Raw genomic sequence first — 17,120 nt, forward strand, 5'->3', positions numbered from 1 at the left:
GGAGTGGCTTAACCTTGATCCCCGTTCGCGATGTCCGCTCCCTCGGTGAACTCGCCGACCTGCTCGACCCCGTCCGGCGCGAGCAGCACGCGCTGGTCCGCGGACACGCCTTCGACGGTGCGCTCGGTGCCGTCGGGCCAGGTGACGGTCACGTCGGCGGCGTCGGCGTCGCCGAGGCCGAAGTGGATCACGCGGCTCTCCTGTGAGAGGTAGTCCGTGCGGGGCCGCTGCGTGCGGACCTGGGTGTCGTCCGCCTCGACCCGGACCTCGGCGCCGTAGGCGGTGGCACCGTCGTCGTCGACGACGCGAACCTGCAGGCTGCTCGTCTCACTGGTGTTCACCGTGTTCTCGTAGAGGGTGTAGTTTCCGTCGTAGTTGGCCGAGATCACGTCCTGGTCGCCGTCGCGGTCGTAGTCGAGCGTGACCATCCCGCGGCCGTTGTCCTGTGCGAGGCCGCGTTCGCTGGCGTCCAGCGTGGTGAAGTTGCCGCCCTCGCGCTCCCAGAGCATGGGGTAGGTGTAGTGGGGATCCTCGCGGTCGATCGCGACGACGTTCTGCGTGGTGTGCATGAGGTCGCGGTCGCCGTCGTTGTCGAAGTCGGTGGCGGTGGCGGCCCACCCCCACCCGCCCGACCGGAGGTTCCACCGCTCGGCCCCGTCGGAGAACTCGCCGCCGCCCTCGTTGATCAGCAGCGTGTTGCCCCTGGTCCGGTTGGAGTGGATGACCCACCGCAGGAAGTCCTCGACGCGCTCGTAGCGCTCCGGCGACATCGTCTCCCGGCTGATCGGGAGGTGGATGTTGGTGACGAGGACGTCGGGCCGACCGTCGCGGTTCACGTCGACGACCTCCGAGGACATGCCGTTGCGGGCGGTGTTGCCCCGGAGGAGTCGCTGCTCGAAGGTGCCGTCGCCCTGGTTGACGTAGATCACGTCGGAGTTGTAGTCGTTGGCGACGTGGACGTCGGGACGGCCGTCGCCGGTCAGATCGACGAAGCTCGCCGAGAGGCTCCAGCGGTCGCCCTCGATGCCGGCGTCCCCGACGCGCTCGAATCCGTCGCCGGTGTTCTCGTAGAGGATGTTGGGGTGGCCGTTGTCCTCATCGAGGGTGCCGTTGAGGGCGGAGTAGCCCTCGGGCTTCTCGTCGGCCCAGTCGCCCGACTGGTAGAGCAGGAGGTCCTGGTCGCCGTCGCCGTCGTAGTCGGCCGGGGCTGCCCCGAGCGGGTACGTGACGTTCCCGAGTCCGACGTCGTCGCGCTCGAACGCCCCGCCGTCGTTGTGCAGGGCGACGACCTCGCCGCCGGCGGGCAACAGGAGGAGGTCCTCGCTGCCGTCGCCGTCGTAGTCGACGAACGCGGCCGACTTGAACGAGCGGTTCAGGTCGGGCAGGGCGTCCGAGCGGGTGAACTCGCCGCCGCGGTTCTCGAAGAGGACGGGCCGCTCGCCGCCGACGGCGAGGACGTCCTCCCACCCGTCGCCGTCCACGTCGGCGACGTAGACCCCGGCGTTGCCGTTTCCGATACCGGTCCCGACGGCGTCGGTGTAGTTCAGTCCGGCCGATGCGGTCGCGTCCTCGAAGCCGATCTCGCCGCCGGCGTCCGCGTCGCTGGCGCCGCCCATCGGCGCGGAACAGCCGGCGGTGACGGCCAGCAGCGCGACGGCGACCACGAGGAGCCCGCGCCGTCTCATGGCTCCGGGAGCGCGACCCGTTCGCGCGGCGGAACGATCAGGGCGGTCCGGGCTTTCGTCTCGAGGTAGTCGACGATGCCGTGGTCGTCGGCGTCGAGGTCGACGTCGTACTCCTCCGTGTGCATCGCCTTGCGGACCTCGACGAAGTCCTGAACGTCGGCCTGTATCGACGTGAAGTTGAAGCCGGCGCCTTCTGCCACGTCCGTCGCGACGCCCTCGGAGCGGCGGATGATCTTCGGGACAAAGTCGTCGTCCCGGGCCCGGGCGACCTTCTGGGAGTGGCCGATCCGACCGTACTCCTCGGCGTGTTCTTCGACGCTCTCGGCGTCCTCCGGCGTGATCCGGCTGGAGGTGCCCAGCTGCTCGGCCGTCTCGCCCACCTCGTCGAGGTCGTGGGCCGGGCAGAACATCTCCGCGGCCCGCTCCTCGGTGTCCTGGTCGTACCAGCGGTCGAGGTCGATGTGGAGCCGCGACACCGCGAGCGTCGACCCGCCCGCGAAGGGGCCGTCGTCGATGGTCGCCCTGTCCTCCGGGGCCTGGTTGTCGGCGAACCCCGACCGGTAGCCCATCGAGAGCGGCGCCTCCTCGGGGACGTCTTCGTTGTCGAGTTCGCGGGCGACGACGCCCTTGCCGGTGATCCCCGTGCGACGGGTCTCCCGGGAGAAGACGCCCTCGAGCGTCGCCTCGACCTCGACGCCGTTGAGCTGGTCTGTCTCGCCCCACAGCGCGTGCTCCGGGGCCATAGCCACCGATCCGTAGTCGGCGTTCAGCACGAGGACGGCGTCGAAGGGGTCGGCCAGCGACGCGTCCTCGCCGACGGCGTCCAGCACCTCCTCCGGCGAGAGGAGCGGGTCGGGGTCGGCGTCCAGGCGGTCGAAGTACCGCTGGGAGTAGCCGAGCATCCAGAGGAGGCCGTTGCTCAGCGAGGCACCCTGATTCCCGGACGTCCCCCACTGGTACGCGCGGTCGAGCGTTCTCAGGGCCGCCTCGACCTGCTCGCGCTCCTCGTCGGTCGGTGGGACCGACCCCTCGTAGGAGAGGCCCAGCACGACCTGGTGGCGCGGGAGCACCGTGTTGCCGTGCGCGTTGCGCACGAGGTAGTCGTTCCATCGATGCAGCCCGTTCGGCCGGTCTGACGGGTCCTCTGGCCGGGGGAGGTCGAGTGCGTCGTCGTCCTCCCCGCCGTCGCCGTCGGCCCCCGTCTCCGTCGCGGCCCGCTCGCGGTCCTGACAGGCCGCGAGAGCGCTCGTCCCCCCGATGGCCACGGCCGACGTCACGAAGTCGCGTCGGGACACGGCCCGGAAGCGCTCGAAATCCATCGTCTCCGATTACGAACGACCGTGTATAAACGTTTCCCGAACCCTGGAGTCGAACCCGCTGTGAGACGGTCGTTTCGCCCGCGATCCGACGCCGAACGCGAACCGGCGCCTGTCGAAAGGGATAACTGGATCGGGTACCCGGTGTGGCAGTAGGATGACAACGGGTGACGCAGACGAGATCAGGGACGTCGATCCGACGGAGACGCCGCCGGAGGAGATCGACCTCGACCTCGTCCGGGCGGGGCTGAAGAGCGAGAACAACATCGACCGGACGCGAGCGGCCCAGATCGTCTCGACGATGGCCGCCGAGGACCTCGAACTGGTCGAGCCGCTCGTGCCGACGCTGGTGGAGATGTTCGACGACGAGCGGACGGTCGTCCTCAAGGAGGTGCTCTTCACCCTCTCGCTGCTGGCCGAGGAGGACCCGGGCCACGTCGCCGACGACGTCGGCGGCCTGATCGGCCTGCTGGACCACGACATCCCGCTCGTCCGGACTGTCGCGGCCCGGGCGCTCCGGCCCGTCGCCGTCGACCGGCCGGAGGTCTTCACGGCGCACGCCGACGACCTGCTGACCGTGGTCGAACAGCCCGTCGAGGACCCGACCGAGGGGTACGAACCGGACCCCAACGCCCACAGCGCCCAGGTCCAGACGATCAACGACGTCCGGGAGAAGGCCGAGCGGCGGCAGCTGGCCGCACGCGCGGTCGCGGCGCACGTCGTGGTGGCGGTCGCCGACCGCGACGCGGAGGCGGTGATGGACCACGTGGGCCGGCTGGCCGACCTGCTGGACGACGACAGCCCGGCCGTCACGGCCGCCGCGGCCGACGCCCTGGCCAACGTGGCCGAACAGCAGCCAGACGCCGTGGGCGGCGTCACGGACGCGCTGATCGGCACCTTCGACGGGCCGGACGACCCGACGCGGGCCAGCGCCGTCGCGGCGCTGGGCTTCGTCGGCGACGAGGCGGCCGTCGAGCCGCTGCGCGAACTGGCCGACGACGACGAGGCCGACGACGACCTGTGCGAACTGGCCACGGAGACGGCCGCGTTCATCGAGAACGGGTAGCGGCGGTCGCCGCACTCGGCGGACGTGGTCGGCCGCCGCCGCCCGGCGGGCGCAGATACGGTCGGCCGGGGCGACTCGCACCCGGAACGACGCCGCGTCAGGACTGTTCCTTCTTCCGCTTCGTCGCGTACCAGTACAGGACGGCCGCAAGCCCTCCCGTGACGCCGATGAGCCCCAGGTTGACGAACGCGATCACGCGCGATCCCTCCTCCTCGTGGCCCAGCGCGAACGACATCGCAGTGAGGATGAACAGGAAGAGCATGAACATCTCCAGCAGCCACAGGTGCTGGCGGTAGTCGTAGACCGCCCCCCAGAACTCGTCGCGCCAGTCCATGGCAGCGCGTTCGCCGGGCCGGGCCAAGAACTTTCCCAAACGGCCAGCGCGGCCGAGACGGCGGTGGCGGTAGTATTATGGCCGCCTGCGCGCCAGGCGAAAGTATGCAAAAGCAATCACTCGACGGCACGTGGCGCTTTCGAGAGCGGGACGGCGACGGGGAGTGGCTGTCCGGGTCGGTCCCGGGCGGGGTGTACACCGACCTGCTGAACGCCGGCGAGATTCCCGATCCCTTCTACGAGGACAACGAACTGGACGTCCAGTGGGTGGGGAAGACAGACTGGGAGTACCGGCGGACCGTCGCGGTCGACGAGTCGCTGCTGGACCACGACCGCGTCCTGTTGCAGTGCGACGGCCTCGACACGGTCGCGACCGTCCTCGTCAACGGCGAGGAGGTCGGCCGGTCGATCAACATGCACGTCGGCCATGAGTTCGACGTCGCCGACGCGCTCGAACCCGGGGAGAACGAGATCGCGGTGCGGTTCCGGTCGCCCGTCGAGTACGGGCAGGAGCGGGCCGAGGAGCACCCCTACGAGGTGCCCGCCATCCGCTACCCCGTCGACCAGCCCGCGCGGTCGTTCGTCCGCAAGGCCCAGTGCCACTACGGCTGGGACTGGGGCCCCTGCCTCCCGACGGTCGGTATCTACCGCGACGTCTCGCTGGTGGCCTACTCCAGCCCCCGGATCAGGTACACGAAGACCGAACAGGACCACGCCGGCGACGGCGTCGACCTGACCGTCCGGGCCGGGATCGACGCGCCCGAAGCGGGCGAGTACGACCTCGGCGTCGACGTGGCCGGCGCCAACGTCACCGAGACGGTGGCCCTCGAAGCGGGCGAGCAGGAGGTCGAACTGACCGTCGACGTCGGCGACGTGGACCGCTGGTGGCCCAACGGCTACGGCGACCAGCCGCTGTACGACCTCGCGGTGACGGTCGAGGACGACGAGCGCGGCGAGGCGCACGCCGTCGCCGACCGCGTGGGCTTCCGCGAGATCGACCTCGTCGTCGAACCCGACGAGGAGGGCACCTCCTTCTACTTCGAGGTCAACGGCGAACCGGTGTTCGCCAAGGGGGCCAACACCATCCCCGCGGCCCCGATGTACGGCGAGGTGACCCGGGACCGCTACGAGCACCTGATCCGCAGCGCCGCCGACGCGAACATGAACATGCTCCGCGTGTGGGGCGGCGGCTACTACGAGTACGACGACTTCTACGACCTCTGCGACGAGTACGGCCTGCTCGTCTGGCAGGACTTTATGTTCTCCTGCGCGCTGTACCCCGCCGACGAGAGGTTCCTCGACAGCGTCGAGGCGGAGGTCCGCTACCAGGTCCGCCGGCTGGCCAACCACCCCTCCATCGCGCTGTGGTGCGCCAACAACGAGAACGAGGAGGCCCTGCACAACTGGTACGGCGACCACGAGGCCCACGAACAGCACGTCGAGGACTACCGGAAGCTCTACGAGGAGACCGTCGGCCCGGCCTGCGAGGCGGAGGACCCCTCGCGGACCTACTGGCCGGGCTCGCCCTCCAGCGGCCCCGACGAGGACGACCCCTACATCTTCGAGAAGGGCGACGTCCACTACTGGGACGTCTGGCACGCCGGCCAGCCCTTCGAGGACTACTACGCGACCGAACCGCGGTTCGTCTCCGAGTTCGGCTACCAGTCGTTCCCCTCGCTGGACTCGCTTTCGACCGTCCTCGACGAGGACGACTTCAACCCCACCGCGCCGATAATGGAGCACCACCAGCGCAACCCCGGCGGGAACACCACCATCCTCAAGCGGACGGCCAGCTACTTCCGGATCCCCTTCGACTTCTCCGACTTCGTCTACGTCTCCCAGCTGCTCCAGGCCGAGGCCATGACGACGGCCATCGAGCACTGGCGCCGTCGCAAGCCCACCACGATGGGCACGCTGTACTGGCAGCTCAACGACCTCTGGCCGGTCGCGTCGTGGGCCTCGATCGAGTACGACGGCAAGTGGAAGGCCCAGCAGTACGCGGCCCGCCGCCAGTACGCGCCCGTGCTCGTCTCCTTCCACCCGGAGTTCGAGGGCGCTGGCGGCGCCGAGAACGCCCAGGCCGACGACGGGGACGACGCCGACCGGGGCGACGTCGTCGCCCAGACCCTGTGGATCACCAGCGACCTGACCGAACCGATCGAGGGCGAGATCGCCCTGCGAGTCGTCACCCTCGACGGCGACGTGGTCCGCGAGGAGACCGTCGATGCCGACCTCGACGCCCACGAGAGCACGGCCCTGCTGACCGTCGAGCGCGGGGACCTCCCCGAGGACGTCGCGCCCTCGGAGGTCATGATCCGCGCCGAGTACGACGGCCCCGGCGAGTCCTACCCCACGGCGGCCTTTTTCGAGGACTACAAGGCGCTGTCCCTGCCCGAGGCCGACCTCGACGTGACGGTGGACGGCGCCGCGGTGACCGTCGCCAGCGAGGACGCCGCCCTGTTCGTCGAACTCGACGCGGGCACGTTCCGCGGGTCGTTCTCGGACAACTACTTCCACCTCGCGCCCGGCGAGGAGCGCACCGTCGCCTTCGACTCCTACGACGGCCGCCGCGACGCCGTCGTGGCGGCCCGCCTGGCCGAGGACCTGTCGGTCCGCCACCTCCGCGACACCTACTGACTCCCGGGTCGTCTCCACTCCGCCCACCCGATCGTCTCTGATACTTGACCGATAACGGTCCTGATACCTTTCCGCCCGTCCCGGTCGCGCGTCGCCGGACGATACCGCAGTCGGCCGACCTCGAGGGCCGATCACATTCCGCGTAACTGCCCAAAGTGATATGTGCGATAACTCGCAACCGACTGGTATGGACTGGGGTAGGAACGAACCAGCCGGTAGTCGACCGACTCGCCGCCGCGTCCTCGCGACACTGGGGGGGAGCGTGGCGGCGAGCGGACTCGCCGGCTGTCTCGATTCGAGCGACGACGGCGCAGGCGCGGGCACGCCCGCGGAGAGCGTCGACGAGATCACCATCGGCCTGGCCACGGCGACCTCCGGTACCTACATCGACGTCGGGGAGGAGGAGCGCCGCGGGTTCGAGATGGCGGTCCAGCACCTCAACGAGGGCGGCGGGTACCAGGAGGCCGGGACCTTCGGCGTCTTGAAGAGCCGGACCGGCGTCGAGGGGGTCGACGTCGAGACCGTCGAGGTCGACACGGCCGGCACCGCCGACACGGCGGCGTCGAACGCCGCTCCGCTTCTGGAGAACGGCGAGGTCGACGCGCTGTTCGGCGGGGTCGCGGGGGACGTCGCAGCGACGCTGCGGGACCTCTCGGCGGAACACGAGGTCCCGTACTTCCCGGGGGTCGCGACGCTCTCCTCGATGGCCGACGAGGGCTGCTCGCCCCACACGTACCGGGAGATGTACCCCGCCACGGCGCTCGTCCGCGCGCTCGTGCCCGCGGTCGTCGACCACGTCGGCGACGACAGCGGCACGTACTACAGGCTCAACACCGAGGCGCCCGAGGGCGAGGACCTCTCCGAGGTCATCACGGACTACTTCAATCAGGACGACGCGCCGAACTGGCAGGGCTTCGGCACGGCGAGCGAGCGCCGCGGTACGACCGACTACAGCCACCGCCTCAACCGCGTCGGGACGACCAACCCGTCGGCGGTGTTCTGCAACCTCTTCGGCCTCGACGCCGTCAACGTCCTGCACCAGGCCGGCGAGTACATCGACGAGGACACCGCCCTCGTCGTCCCGCTGCTGACGCCGTCGGTGGTCGAGGCGGCGACCGAGTGGAACGGCGACGTCCTCGGGACCGTCCCCTGGCACGGCGCCATCGACGGGGAACTGTCCGACGTGTTCGACTCCACCTATCAGGACGCGTACGGCGATCAGGCGCCCGGTCCCCGCGCGGGCACCGGCGCCGCCCACCTCGTCTACGGCGAGGTCTTCACGTACGCGGCCGCCGTCGAGCGCGCCAATTCGACCGGCGCGGGGGCCGTCAGGAGCGAACTCGAGGACAGTGCCCACGACCTCGGTCTGGGCCGGGAATACCTGCAGGCCTGCAACCACCAGGCGACCCGCCCCGTGCCCGTCGTCCGCGTCGCGGACGGCCAGCTAGAGCCAGTCGACCTCGTCGAGGACGCCGTCGCCGGCTGCGACGAGTCGCCGGCCAGCGATTGCTCGCTGTGACGCCGCGGCAGTAGCCGCTCGATCGATCCGACTTCTGCGAAACCGTCCGTTCGTCGCGTCACCTCGAAAAAAGCCGTCGGGACCGGATCAGTCCGTCAGCTCGGGACTGTTCCAGTACTCGTGGTCCTCGTCCTCGCGGAAGCAACTGACACGCTGGCCGTTGCTCCGGTAGGCCGGCGGGTTCTCCGTCTGACAGGCCTCGCGGGCCTCGGGACACCGCGTGTGGAACCGACAGCCCGACGGCGGGTTGACCGGGTCGGGGATGTCGATCTTCCGCATCGGCGGCTCGCCGGCCTCCCGCAGCGAGAGGTCCGGCGTCGCCCACCGTAGCACGTTCGTGTAGGGGTGGTGCGGATCCGTTATCATGTCCTCGGCCGGGCCGATCTCGGCCATCTGGCCCAGGTACATGACCCCGATCCGACCGTCCCCGTGGGCCGTGAAGTAGCGGGCGTTCGAGAGGTCGTGCGAGATGAAGATGAAGGAGGTGTTGAACTCGTCCTGCAGTTCCAGCATCAGGTCCATCATCTCGACGCGCAGGGAGACGTCCAGCGCCGAGATGGCCTCGTCCGCGAGGATGGCGTCCGGGTTCATCAGCAGCGCGCGACACAGCGCGACGCGCTGCTTCTCGCCGCCGGAGAGCTGGTGGGGATACCGGTCCGCGAAGTCGGCGGCCGGCGTCATCCCGACGCGCTCCAGCAGCGCGTAGATCCGCTCCTGGCGCTCGCCCCGGCTGAGGTCCGGGTGGACCTGCTTGAGCGGCACCGACAGGATCGAGACGATCCGCCGGTTCGGATTGAGCGAGCTCCCGGGGTCCTGGTGGATGATCTGCAGCGAGGTACGGATCTCGTCCCAGGTGATGTCCGCGTCGACCTTGCCGTCGCGGACGTCCCAGATGTCGTGGCCCCGGTACTTGACGCTGCCACCGGTCGGCCGCTGGAGGCCGATGGCGGTCTTGCCCAGCGTCGTCTTCCCGCAGCCGGACTCGCCCACGAGAGAGACGACGTCGTTCTCGTGGATGTCAATCGAGACGCCGTCGACGGCGCGGACCGTCTGGGGCTCCTCGTCGAACTCGAGCAGCCCCGGCTGGTTCTCGAAGTGCACCTCGACGTTCTCCAGCGAGATGAGGGGTTCGTCGCTGCTCATCAGTACTCACCTCCGCCGCTGCTGGCGGCGTCACCGAGGTCCTCGTCGTAGACGAGCGGGATCTCCTCGACGGCCGCCTCCCAGTGGAAGCAGGCCGCGCCGTGGTCGTCGCCGACCACGTGGTACTCCGGCACCGTCGAGCGACACTGCTCGTCGGCGAGCGGACAGCGCGGGTGGTAGGCGCAGCCGCCGGGCATGTTGATCGGCGCCGGTGCGGAGCCCTCGATGGGCTCCATGTCCTCCAGCGGCGCGTCGAGGTTCGGCGTCGAGTTCAGCAGCGCCCGCGTGTACGGATGGGCCGCGTCGTAGACCACGTCCCGCGTGTCACCGATCTCCACCAGGTTGAACGCGTACATGATGGCCATCCTGTCGGCCAGGGCGGCCACCAGCGGCAGGTCGTGCGTGATGAAGATCATGGTGAGATCGTACTTCTGCTGGAGGTCGTCGAGCAGCTGGAGGATCGACCGCTGCATCAGCAGGTCCAGGGCCGCGGTCGGCTCGTCCATGACGAGCAGCTCCGGGTCCAGGACCAGCGACAGCGCGATCAACGCTCGCTGCTGCATGCCGCCGGACAGCTCGTGGGGGTACGACTCCAGAACCCGTTCCGGTTCGAGGTAGAGGTCCTCGAGCAACTCGTGGGCGCGGGCCATGCCCTCCTCCATGTCCTTGCCGTGGGCCTCGATCGTCTCCCGGAAGTGAGCGCCCACGCTCATGGTGGGGTTGAACGAGCTCATCGCGCCCTGGAAGACCATCGAGATCTCCTCCCAGCGCAGCTGGCGGAGCTCTTCCTTCTCCAGTTCGAGGACGTCGATCTCATCGCCGTCCCGGGGTCGGTAGTTGATCTGGCCCGTGAGCAGTCCCGGGTCCGGGACGGCGTCCAGCAGCGAGGAGGCCAGCATCGACTTCCCGGACCCGCTCTCACCGACGACGCCCAGGACCTCGCCACGTGCGATGTCCAGAGAGGCGTGGTCGAGGACGTACGACTCGCCCTCGTCGTACGTTACGGCGGCGTCCCGGACCTGGACGAGTGGGTCGTCGACCTCTACCGCGTTCGTGTCGCTGTCGTCAGGTTGTGCGTGATCGACCGCCATGTTATGTTATCATCTCCGCAGCGGAGGTTTCTTCGGTGTCTTCGCCACCGGCGGACTCGGATTCGCCGGCCAGTCGGGTCCGGACGCGCGGGTTGAACACCCGGTCCATTCCCTGCGCCAGCAGGATCAGCGCGAGCGCGATGAACATGATGGCGAGCATCGGTACGACCAGCTGGTACATCGTCCCGGCGCCGGTCAGCGCCCCGGCCTGTCGGTAGGCCTGGTCGAGCTGGAGGCCCCAGTTGTCGACCGACGTGGGCAGGATGCCCAGGTAGTACAGGCCGACCGACGCGAACACGACGTAGCGGGCCGCGTTCGCGAAGTTGACCAGCACGTACGGCATGATGTTCGGGATGACGTCCTTGACCAGGATCCGGGGCGTCGAGACGCCCATGGTGCGGGAGGCCTCGACGTAGGACTCCTCGCGCAGCGTCAGCACTTGCGACCGGATCGACCGGCCCAGGCCGGCCCAGTAGTTGACGGTGATGAGGATCCCGATCAGCGCCGGGTTCGTCGGGTTGAACACGATGGCCAGGACCATGATCAGCGGCAGCCCCGGGATCGACATCGCGATGTCCGAGAACGTCGTCAGCAGGCGGTCGGTCGTCCCGCCCTTGTACCCGGCCAAGGTGCCGATCGCGACGGCGACCCCGGTCGCGAACAGGCCGCCGGCCAGCAGCATCAGCAGCATCTCCGGGGTCGCGTGGATCACCATCGCGAGGACGTCCACGCCCGAGCGGGTACTGCCCAGCGGCGCCGCCATCGTCTGGAACGGCTGGATGCTCCGCTCGACCTGATTGGAGTTCGGCGCCTTGTAGAACACGACGCCCACGGTCCCCATCAGGACGTAGATAGCCATGATCAGCGACCCGACGCGGGTCCGCCGGTCGCTCCAGGCGACCAGGCCGGGCTTGTAGATGAACTCCTCGTAGAACTCCCGCAGCCGTTCGCTCCGGCTGACTTCGACGGTCGATCCGCTCGTCTCGAAGGAGAATTCCGTGTCCGTGGCGACGGAGTCTGATTCAGTACGCTTCACTGGAATCACCTGTTTCGACGCGGGGGTCGATCTTGCCGTACGTGAGGTCCGCGATGAACACCGCCACGACCAGCGCCGTCGTGATGATGAGGAACACGCCCATCATCAGCGGGTAGTCGCGGGCCTCGAGGGCAGCGAACATGTAGTATCCGATCCCGGGATAGGTGAACACCTCCTCCAGGATGACCGAGCCACCGAGGTTGAACCCGATGAGGGTCAGGAACCCGGTGTACATCGGGAGGATGGCGTTGCGCGCGACGTAGCGCACGGAGATCCGGCTGTCGGAGAGACCCCGGAGCCGGGCGACCCGGACGTAGTCCTCGCCGAGCACCTGGATGGAGTTGCCGCGCATCGCCAGCGCCTGGAGGCCGGCCTGCGTCACTACGATCGACGTGATCGGCAGTATCGCGTGGTGTAACGCGTCGATGACGAACTTGATCGAGTACGGATCCAGCATGCCCGGACTCGTGCGGTTGCTCGTCGGGAACAGGCCGAGCCTGTACCCGAAGACGACGACCAGCATGATGGCGAACACGTAGAAGGGGACCGTCGAGAAGAGGATCGACAGCGCGCTCGAGACGGTGTCGAGCGTCGACCCCTCCTTGTACGCCATGACGGCGCCCCAGACGATCGCGATGGCGAACAGGATCAGCGTCGCTGTCACCATCACGAAGACCGTCCACGGGAGCGCGTCGCCGATGATCGCCGACACCGGCTTGCTGTACCGGAACGACTGTCCCATGTCGCCGACCACGAGCGACGAGACGTAGTCGATGTACTGGATGTAGATCGGCTCGTTCGGCCGCAAGTTCTGATACGTTTCGATGATGCCCTCGATCTCGCTCGGGTCGACACCCTGCCGGATCAGCTGCGCGCGCAGCTGGACCAGAGGACCGCCCGGAAGCAACCGGATGATCCCGAAGGTCAGGGTGACGACGAGCCAGAGCGTGAGCACCGCCCGTCCAGTCCGTTCGATATAGTAGCTGTTCATGATTGCGTATCTGGCTCTCAAGTCAAATGAATTTTGGTGAGAGATCTGTTCCTCAGTTTACTCGCCGGAGTAGGTCATCTCGCCCTGCCGCGGGAGCCAGGTGTTGGGCCAGCGGACCTGGAAGGCGCCGTCGCCTTCCTCGGGGATGTCCCACACGTCGGTGGTGAGGAACGACTCCTCGAGCTTCTCCATGACGGGGATCATCGGGAGGTCGACATTGGTGACCCAGGCCTGCTCGCGGATGATCTCTTGCGTGAGGTCCTCGTCGGTAGTGCCGGACAGCTCACCGAGGCGGTCGCTGGGGTTGACCGTCATCTCGTTGCCGTCCATGTCGGGGACGGTGACGTCCGAGCGACTGCCGCCGCGGGTCTCGGCCGCGGGCTCGTAGTTGTAGGTGAATCCGCGGAAGTTCTCGACGAGCTGGTGGTGCAGGCTGAAGTAGGCGAACGCCGCGCGGCCACCGCCGGGCAGCCAGCCACCGGCCGCGAGCTTGTAGTCGCCGTTGGGCCAGGCCGTGCTTTGCAGCGAGTCGAAGCTCCGGGAGTCGACGGTCGCGTCGAAACCGAAGGCGTTGAGCTGGTCGACGACGGTCTCGGTCGCCGTGACCCAGTCGGACCAACCCGTCGGGACCGTGACCGGCAGGCTGACGGCGTTGCCGTCGGGGTCCTGCCAGGTACCGTTGTTCTTCGAGTAGCCGGCCTCCTCGAGGACGGCCGCGGCCTCGTCGGTCATCGCCTCGTCGACGCCGTAGGTGTTGAAGTCGCTCATGGCGTCGCCGAGCCACCGCTCCTGGTCGTCCGTCGGGATGCCGACGGGCACCTCGGGAGCCGTCTTCAGCGTGCTACCGACGTTCTGGACGACGGTCTGGCGATCGATGACGTACTGGATGGCCTGTCGCACCGCGCGGTCGCCGACGTGGTCCGCGCTGTGGTTCGGCACGAGACCGTACCCCCACTTCGAGGGGATGGTCTCGAGCCGAACCGAGTCGGGCATCTGGTCGACGACCTCGGGCGGTGCGAAGACGCTGAACACGGAGTCGAGCTCGTTGTTGATCAGCGCCTGGTGGGTCTGCTGGTTGCCGTCGATGTACTGGAACGCGTACTCGCTGAAGTTGATGTTCTCCGCGTCGGGGTGGTCCTCACGACGGCTGGTCAGCATCTGCTGCTGACCGGCCTGCTCCTTCGAGAAGGGTCCCGAAGCGACGACGTCCTGGTAGGCGAAGTTCTGGAGCTGGCGAGCGGCCTCGTCCTCGTCGCCGTCCTGATACGTCTGCCAGTACTCCTCGAAGAGTTCGGGCTTCTGGTGGACGTATCGGTCGTCGATGACGTCGAACTCGACGATGGTCGGGTTGATGTCGTCCGAGATGTTCAGGACGACGGTCCGCTCGTCCGAGGTCTCGACGCTGTCCGCGTAGTCCCACAGGGAACCGCCCGTCAGCTGGTCGAGGCGGAGGTTCAACGCGACCTCGTCAGAGGTGACCGGGTCGCCGTCGTCCCAGGTCAGCCCCTCGCGGAGCGTCATCTCGAACGTGTCGCCCGTGAACTCCCAGTCCTCGATCGCGCCGGACTGGAAGTCGCCCTCGGCGAAGTTGAACCGGGCGTACACGTCGAAGAGGGCCTGATGTGAGATCTGGGCCCGGCTGTTCGGGTTCTGCATGTTGAACTGGATGTTAGCCGGGACCTGATTGGTCATGCTGAGGTGGGTGACGTCGTTCACCTGCGACGAGTCGCCGCCGTCAGAGCCGTCCGTCCCCCCTTCGTCGGTACCTGTCGAACCGTCTTCCGCGTCCGATCCACCGCCATCTCCGCCACAGCCGGCGAGCGCAGCGGCGCCCGACACGCCCGTGAGCTCCACGAACCGGCGGCGGCTAATGACGTCACGATAGCTTTCGGATTCGTCTGCCATGGTCCACCTTGACTCGGTGTATTGATCGATAATAAAGGTTGTGTTGGGCGGATCCCCGGTTCTCGAACCACCCGCGAAAACGCCTTCGTCACGGCCGTTTCGGGCGCATTCTCCGAGCCACGGAACGCCCCACAGAGTCATGTTACACAGATTCTTTATATATAACCCAGCCACAACTGGCTTTTTTCTATTTCGAGACCGCATACATGCGGTCAGTATCGGTCGCAAATTTGCATGGGGACACGAACCGCTGGAGCAGTCAGAGCAGCGCCCGAACTGATCAGTGCCTTCGATCCGGGGGACTCGCGAGTCCACCGTCGTCGCCTCCGGTCGACGTTCGCCGTTCCGAGGCCGTGTAGCGGTGAAATCGGGATCCGCTACCGGACGCCAGTCATGGGCTTCACCGGTGCCGTCGGTCGAATACCGCCTCGCACGCGTCGTCTAGTGGGAGACGCGACCGCGCACGAGGTTATCAGGACTGATCCCGGACCGTTTCCCGTCGCGTATAGGTCATCAATATTATAGTAGCACTATTCCCGTCGGGCTCCGTAGCTGCACCGGAGCCGATGCCGGACGTCTCGAGGATCGATACGGTGGTGGTGACCGCCGAGGAGCTCGTCGCAGCGCTCGAAGCGCGCGAGCGGGACCGGGAACGAACCGCGCTCCGGGTGACGGCCCCGTTCAGCGGGCGGATGCGCGCGAGACTCCACGTGGAACAGGGCGACGAGGCGGGCGACGACTCGCAGGCGCTCCTCCGGCCGGACCGGCTCGTCGACGACGACTGCCCGTCACCGCCCCACCCGGACGACACGGCCGACGCCATCAGGGCGGATCCGGACGACGACTACTCCGTCGAGCGCCACCGGACTCGTCACCGCCAGGCGATGCACGAATGGCGCGAGCGGGTCGTCGACCACGCCGTCGACCGCGTCCCCGTCGGCGACGACCACACGGCCAGTCTGGCACTCTTCGATGCCGACGGTCCGGATCTATAGTAGGAATTGAACGCAATGACACACTCGAGGGGCACTCCGAGTGCCCCCTCGATGTGTGAATAGTTTCAATTACTACTATAGCCGACCGATAACTGACCGATCGTTCAGTTCCAATTCCCATCCCCTCACAGCGCTCGATAAAACGTATAACGTCTTCTGATGTCGTCGTAAAACGTCGTTACGTGCGCTGTGATCCGATGAAAGGTGGTGAAACGACTCGAACCCTCTGTCGGTTATATGGGGTAACCGGACGTTGTACTCGTCAGGTGGCCCCGATGTCGAGTCCCCCCACGAACCAACTACGCACCGCCCTGAACGAAGCGACGCCCATCGAACACGTCAGCCAGAGCATCGTCCGCCGAACGAGAAGCGTGGCCTTCTGGACCGCGGTAACCCTCCCGTTCCTCTACCTCCCGCTGCTGGCGACGGGCCTCGAGAAGTCGAGCCACGTGACGGCCTTCCTCGCCCTCCTTGCGGCCAACGCCGTCGCCCTCCTGGTCGGCCACTCCCACCTCCGGGAGTGATCGGCCGCCGCCGCTCCTCGACATATTTAACGACCCGCTGACCGGCAATATATTTAACATCCCCGCCGCCCAAGGGGTGGTATGGCCGCTTACGGCCGGCCGTCACTTCGAGACCTGTTCGACGAGTCACCGACGCCGCACATCGCGCATCCGCCGCGCACACATCACCGGGACTTCTACCTCGCGACCGACGGCTCCTACACGGAGTCGGCCGGCGGTCTCGGCGTCGTCATCGAAACCCGCGACGGGGAGCGCGTCGCCCGCAGCTCCGTGGTCGACGAAGCCCCCGACAACAACGTGGCCGAGTATCGAGCGCTGCACCTCGGCCTCGACGTGCTCGCGGCGCGAGCGCCCGACGACGCCAGCGTGGGCCTCCTCATCGATCACGACGAGCTCGCGGCCAACGTCAACGCCGCCACGCTCGCCGCGGCGGGCGCGGGCGACTCGCCGCACTCGACGTCGGTTCCGGAGTCGACCGGCCTCCACTGGCGGGGCATCCGCGCCCGGCTGCGGGGCTTCGACGAGGTCCGCGCCGCGCGCATCCCCAGCGACCGCAACCCCGCCCACCCGCTCGCCAACGCGCCCGACCAGTACGCGCACGTCAACGCCGAACCGGACCGCTGCGTCCTGCCGGAGACGCCGACGGTCGACGAGCGCGTGCCGCCGCCCTCCCGTGCGGACCGCGGCGTCAGCGACTAGGTCGGCGCTTCTCCCGCCTGGACACACCGTTTCGTTCACGGGTCTGCGTCGCCAGCGCCGCCCGTACGCCGCCGGTCGAACGCTCCGAGTCCTCGGTCGAGCGGCTCGACGACCGCCGGGTCGTGAACGAGTCGTCCGACGAGATCGTCACCGACCTGACCAGATCTACCGGACCGAGGA

14 protein-coding genes are annotated in these 17,120 nt (G+C 67.9%); 6 read left to right on the forward strand and 8 right to left on the reverse strand.

The window, feature by feature from the left end; translation table 11 throughout:
* Positions 1 to 8 precede the first annotated feature (8 nt).
* Both LCY71_RS02920 and LCY71_RS02925 read right to left on the reverse strand, forming a co-directional pair.
* On the reverse strand, positions 9 to 1,685 hold the full coding sequence (locus LCY71_RS02920; RefSeq protein WP_225334867.1) for a CRTAC1 family protein: 1,677 nt from the start codon (positions 1,683 to 1,685) through the stop codon (positions 9 to 11).
* Positions 1,682 to 3,004, reverse strand: coding sequence for a DUF7405 family protein (locus tag LCY71_RS02925; RefSeq protein WP_225334868.1), 1,323 nt, complete (start codon positions 3,002 to 3,004; stop codon positions 1,682 to 1,684). The genes LCY71_RS02920 and LCY71_RS02925 overlap by 4 nt, the downstream gene beginning before the upstream one ends.
* 154 nt (positions 3,005 to 3,158) lie before the next feature.
* On the opposite strand from LCY71_RS02925, the gene LCY71_RS02930 reads away from it, so the two are divergent.
* The gene (locus LCY71_RS02930) at positions 3,159 to 4,067 is read left to right on the forward strand and encodes a HEAT repeat domain-containing protein (RefSeq protein WP_225334869.1); all 909 of its coding nucleotides are present in this window, start codon (positions 3,159 to 3,161) and stop codon (positions 4,065 to 4,067) included.
* 97 nt (positions 4,068 to 4,164) lie between these two features.
* On the opposite strand, the gene LCY71_RS02935 is transcribed toward LCY71_RS02930, so the two are convergent.
* Positions 4,165 to 4,401, reverse strand: coding sequence for a hypothetical protein (locus LCY71_RS02935; protein ID WP_225334870.1), 237 nt, complete (start codon positions 4,399 to 4,401; stop codon positions 4,165 to 4,167).
* 104 nt (positions 4,402 to 4,505) lie between these two features.
* Here LCY71_RS02935 and LCY71_RS02940 point away from each other — a divergent pair, with 104 nt between their 5' ends.
* A complete protein-coding gene (locus LCY71_RS02940) occupies positions 4,506 to 7,037 on the forward strand; it encodes a beta-mannosidase (protein WP_225334871.1) in 2,532 nt (843 codons plus the stop codon).
* Positions 7,038 to 7,224: 187 nt separating this feature from the next.
* On the forward strand, positions 7,225 to 8,556 hold the full coding sequence (locus LCY71_RS02945; RefSeq protein WP_225334872.1) for an ABC transporter substrate-binding protein: 1,332 nt from the start codon (positions 7,225 to 7,227) through the stop codon (positions 8,554 to 8,556).
* A gap of 87 nt (positions 8,557 to 8,643) precedes the next feature.
* Here LCY71_RS02945 and LCY71_RS02950 read toward each other — a convergent pair whose 3' ends face one another.
* The 5 genes from LCY71_RS02950 to LCY71_RS02970 are packed head-to-tail and all read right to left on the reverse strand — an operon-like array spanning position 8,644 to position 14,722.
* A complete protein-coding gene (locus LCY71_RS02950) occupies positions 8,644 to 9,699 on the reverse strand; it encodes an oligopeptide/dipeptide ABC transporter ATP-binding protein (RefSeq protein ID WP_225334873.1) in 1,056 nt (351 codons plus the stop codon).
* Positions 9,699 to 10,790, reverse strand: coding sequence for an ABC transporter ATP-binding protein (locus LCY71_RS02955; RefSeq protein WP_225334874.1), 1,092 nt, complete (start codon positions 10,788 to 10,790; stop codon positions 9,699 to 9,701). Before LCY71_RS02955 ends, LCY71_RS02950 begins: the two co-directional genes overlap by 1 nt.
* Before the next feature lies 1 nt (position 10,791).
* Positions 10,792 to 11,826 (reverse strand): ABC transporter permease, encoded by a 1,035-nt coding sequence (locus LCY71_RS02960; protein ID WP_225334875.1) that lies wholly within the window; start codon positions 11,824 to 11,826, stop codon positions 10,792 to 10,794.
* On the reverse strand, positions 11,813 to 12,817 hold the full coding sequence (locus LCY71_RS02965; RefSeq protein ID WP_225334876.1) for an ABC transporter permease: 1,005 nt from the start codon (positions 12,815 to 12,817) through the stop codon (positions 11,813 to 11,815). The genes LCY71_RS02960 and LCY71_RS02965 overlap by 14 nt, the downstream gene beginning before the upstream one ends.
* Positions 12,818 to 12,874: 57 nt before the next feature.
* A complete protein-coding gene (locus LCY71_RS02970; protein ID WP_225334877.1) occupies positions 12,875 to 14,722 on the reverse strand; it encodes an ABC transporter substrate-binding protein in 1,848 nt (615 codons plus the stop codon).
* Between the two features lie 566 nt (positions 14,723 to 15,288).
* Between LCY71_RS02970 and LCY71_RS02975 the strand changes: the two genes are divergently transcribed.
* From LCY71_RS02975 to LCY71_RS02985, 3 genes are all read left to right on the forward strand, one after another.
* Entirely contained in the window at positions 15,289 to 15,717 is a 429-nt protein-coding gene (locus tag LCY71_RS02975) for a DUF8009 family protein (RefSeq protein WP_225334878.1), read from the forward strand.
* Between the two features lie 275 nt (positions 15,718 to 15,992).
* Positions 15,993 to 16,241, forward strand: a complete 249-nt coding sequence (locus LCY71_RS02980; RefSeq protein ID WP_225334879.1) for a DUF8028 family protein — start codon at positions 15,993 to 15,995, stop codon at positions 16,239 to 16,241.
* A gap of 81 nt (positions 16,242 to 16,322) precedes the next feature.
* Positions 16,323 to 16,940, forward strand: a complete 618-nt coding sequence (locus tag LCY71_RS02985; protein ID WP_225334880.1) for a ribonuclease H family protein — start codon at positions 16,323 to 16,325, stop codon at positions 16,938 to 16,940.
* Positions 16,941 to 17,120: the final 180 nt, after the last annotated feature.

This window comes from Halomicrobium urmianum (assembly GCF_020217425.1).
GTDB lineage: Archaea > Halobacteriota > Halobacteria > Halobacteriales > Haloarculaceae > Halomicrobium > Halomicrobium urmianum.

Excerpts from the sequence above, each read along its gene's own strand:
- LCY71_RS02920 (WP_225334867.1), bottom strand. The coding sequence starts at position 1,685 with ATGAGACGGCGCGGGCTCCTCGTGGTCGCCGTCGCGCTGCTGGCCGTC.
- LCY71_RS02925 (WP_225334868.1), bottom strand. The coding sequence starts at position 3,004 with ATGGATTTCGAGCGCTTCCGGGCCGTGTCCCGACGCGACTTCGTGACG.
- LCY71_RS02930 (WP_225334869.1), top strand. The coding sequence starts at position 3,159 with ATGACAACGGGTGACGCAGACGAGATCAGGGACGTCGATCCGACGGAG.
- LCY71_RS02935 (WP_225334870.1), bottom strand. The coding sequence starts at position 4,401 with ATGGACTGGCGCGACGAGTTCTGGGGGGCGGTCTACGACTACCGCCAG.
- LCY71_RS02940 (WP_225334871.1), top strand. The coding sequence starts at position 4,506 with ATGCAAAAGCAATCACTCGACGGCACGTGGCGCTTTCGAGAGCGGGAC.
- LCY71_RS02945 (WP_225334872.1), top strand. The coding sequence starts at position 7,225 with ATGGACTGGGGTAGGAACGAACCAGCCGGTAGTCGACCGACTCGCCGC.
- LCY71_RS02950 (WP_225334873.1), bottom strand. The coding sequence starts at position 9,699 with ATGAGCAGCGACGAACCCCTCATCTCGCTGGAGAACGTCGAGGTGCAC.
- LCY71_RS02955 (WP_225334874.1), bottom strand. The coding sequence starts at position 10,790 with ATGGCGGTCGATCACGCACAACCTGACGACAGCGACACGAACGCGGTA.
- LCY71_RS02965 (WP_225334876.1), bottom strand. The coding sequence starts at position 12,817 with ATGAACAGCTACTATATCGAACGGACTGGACGGGCGGTGCTCACGCTC.
- LCY71_RS02970 (WP_225334877.1), bottom strand. The coding sequence starts at position 14,722 with ATGGCAGACGAATCCGAAAGCTATCGTGACGTCATTAGCCGCCGCCGG.
- LCY71_RS02975 (WP_225334878.1), top strand. The coding sequence starts at position 15,289 with ATGCCGGACGTCTCGAGGATCGATACGGTGGTGGTGACCGCCGAGGAG.
- LCY71_RS02980 (WP_225334879.1), top strand. The coding sequence starts at position 15,993 with ATGTCGAGTCCCCCCACGAACCAACTACGCACCGCCCTGAACGAAGCG.
- LCY71_RS02985 (WP_225334880.1), top strand. The coding sequence starts at position 16,323 with ATGGCCGCTTACGGCCGGCCGTCACTTCGAGACCTGTTCGACGAGTCA.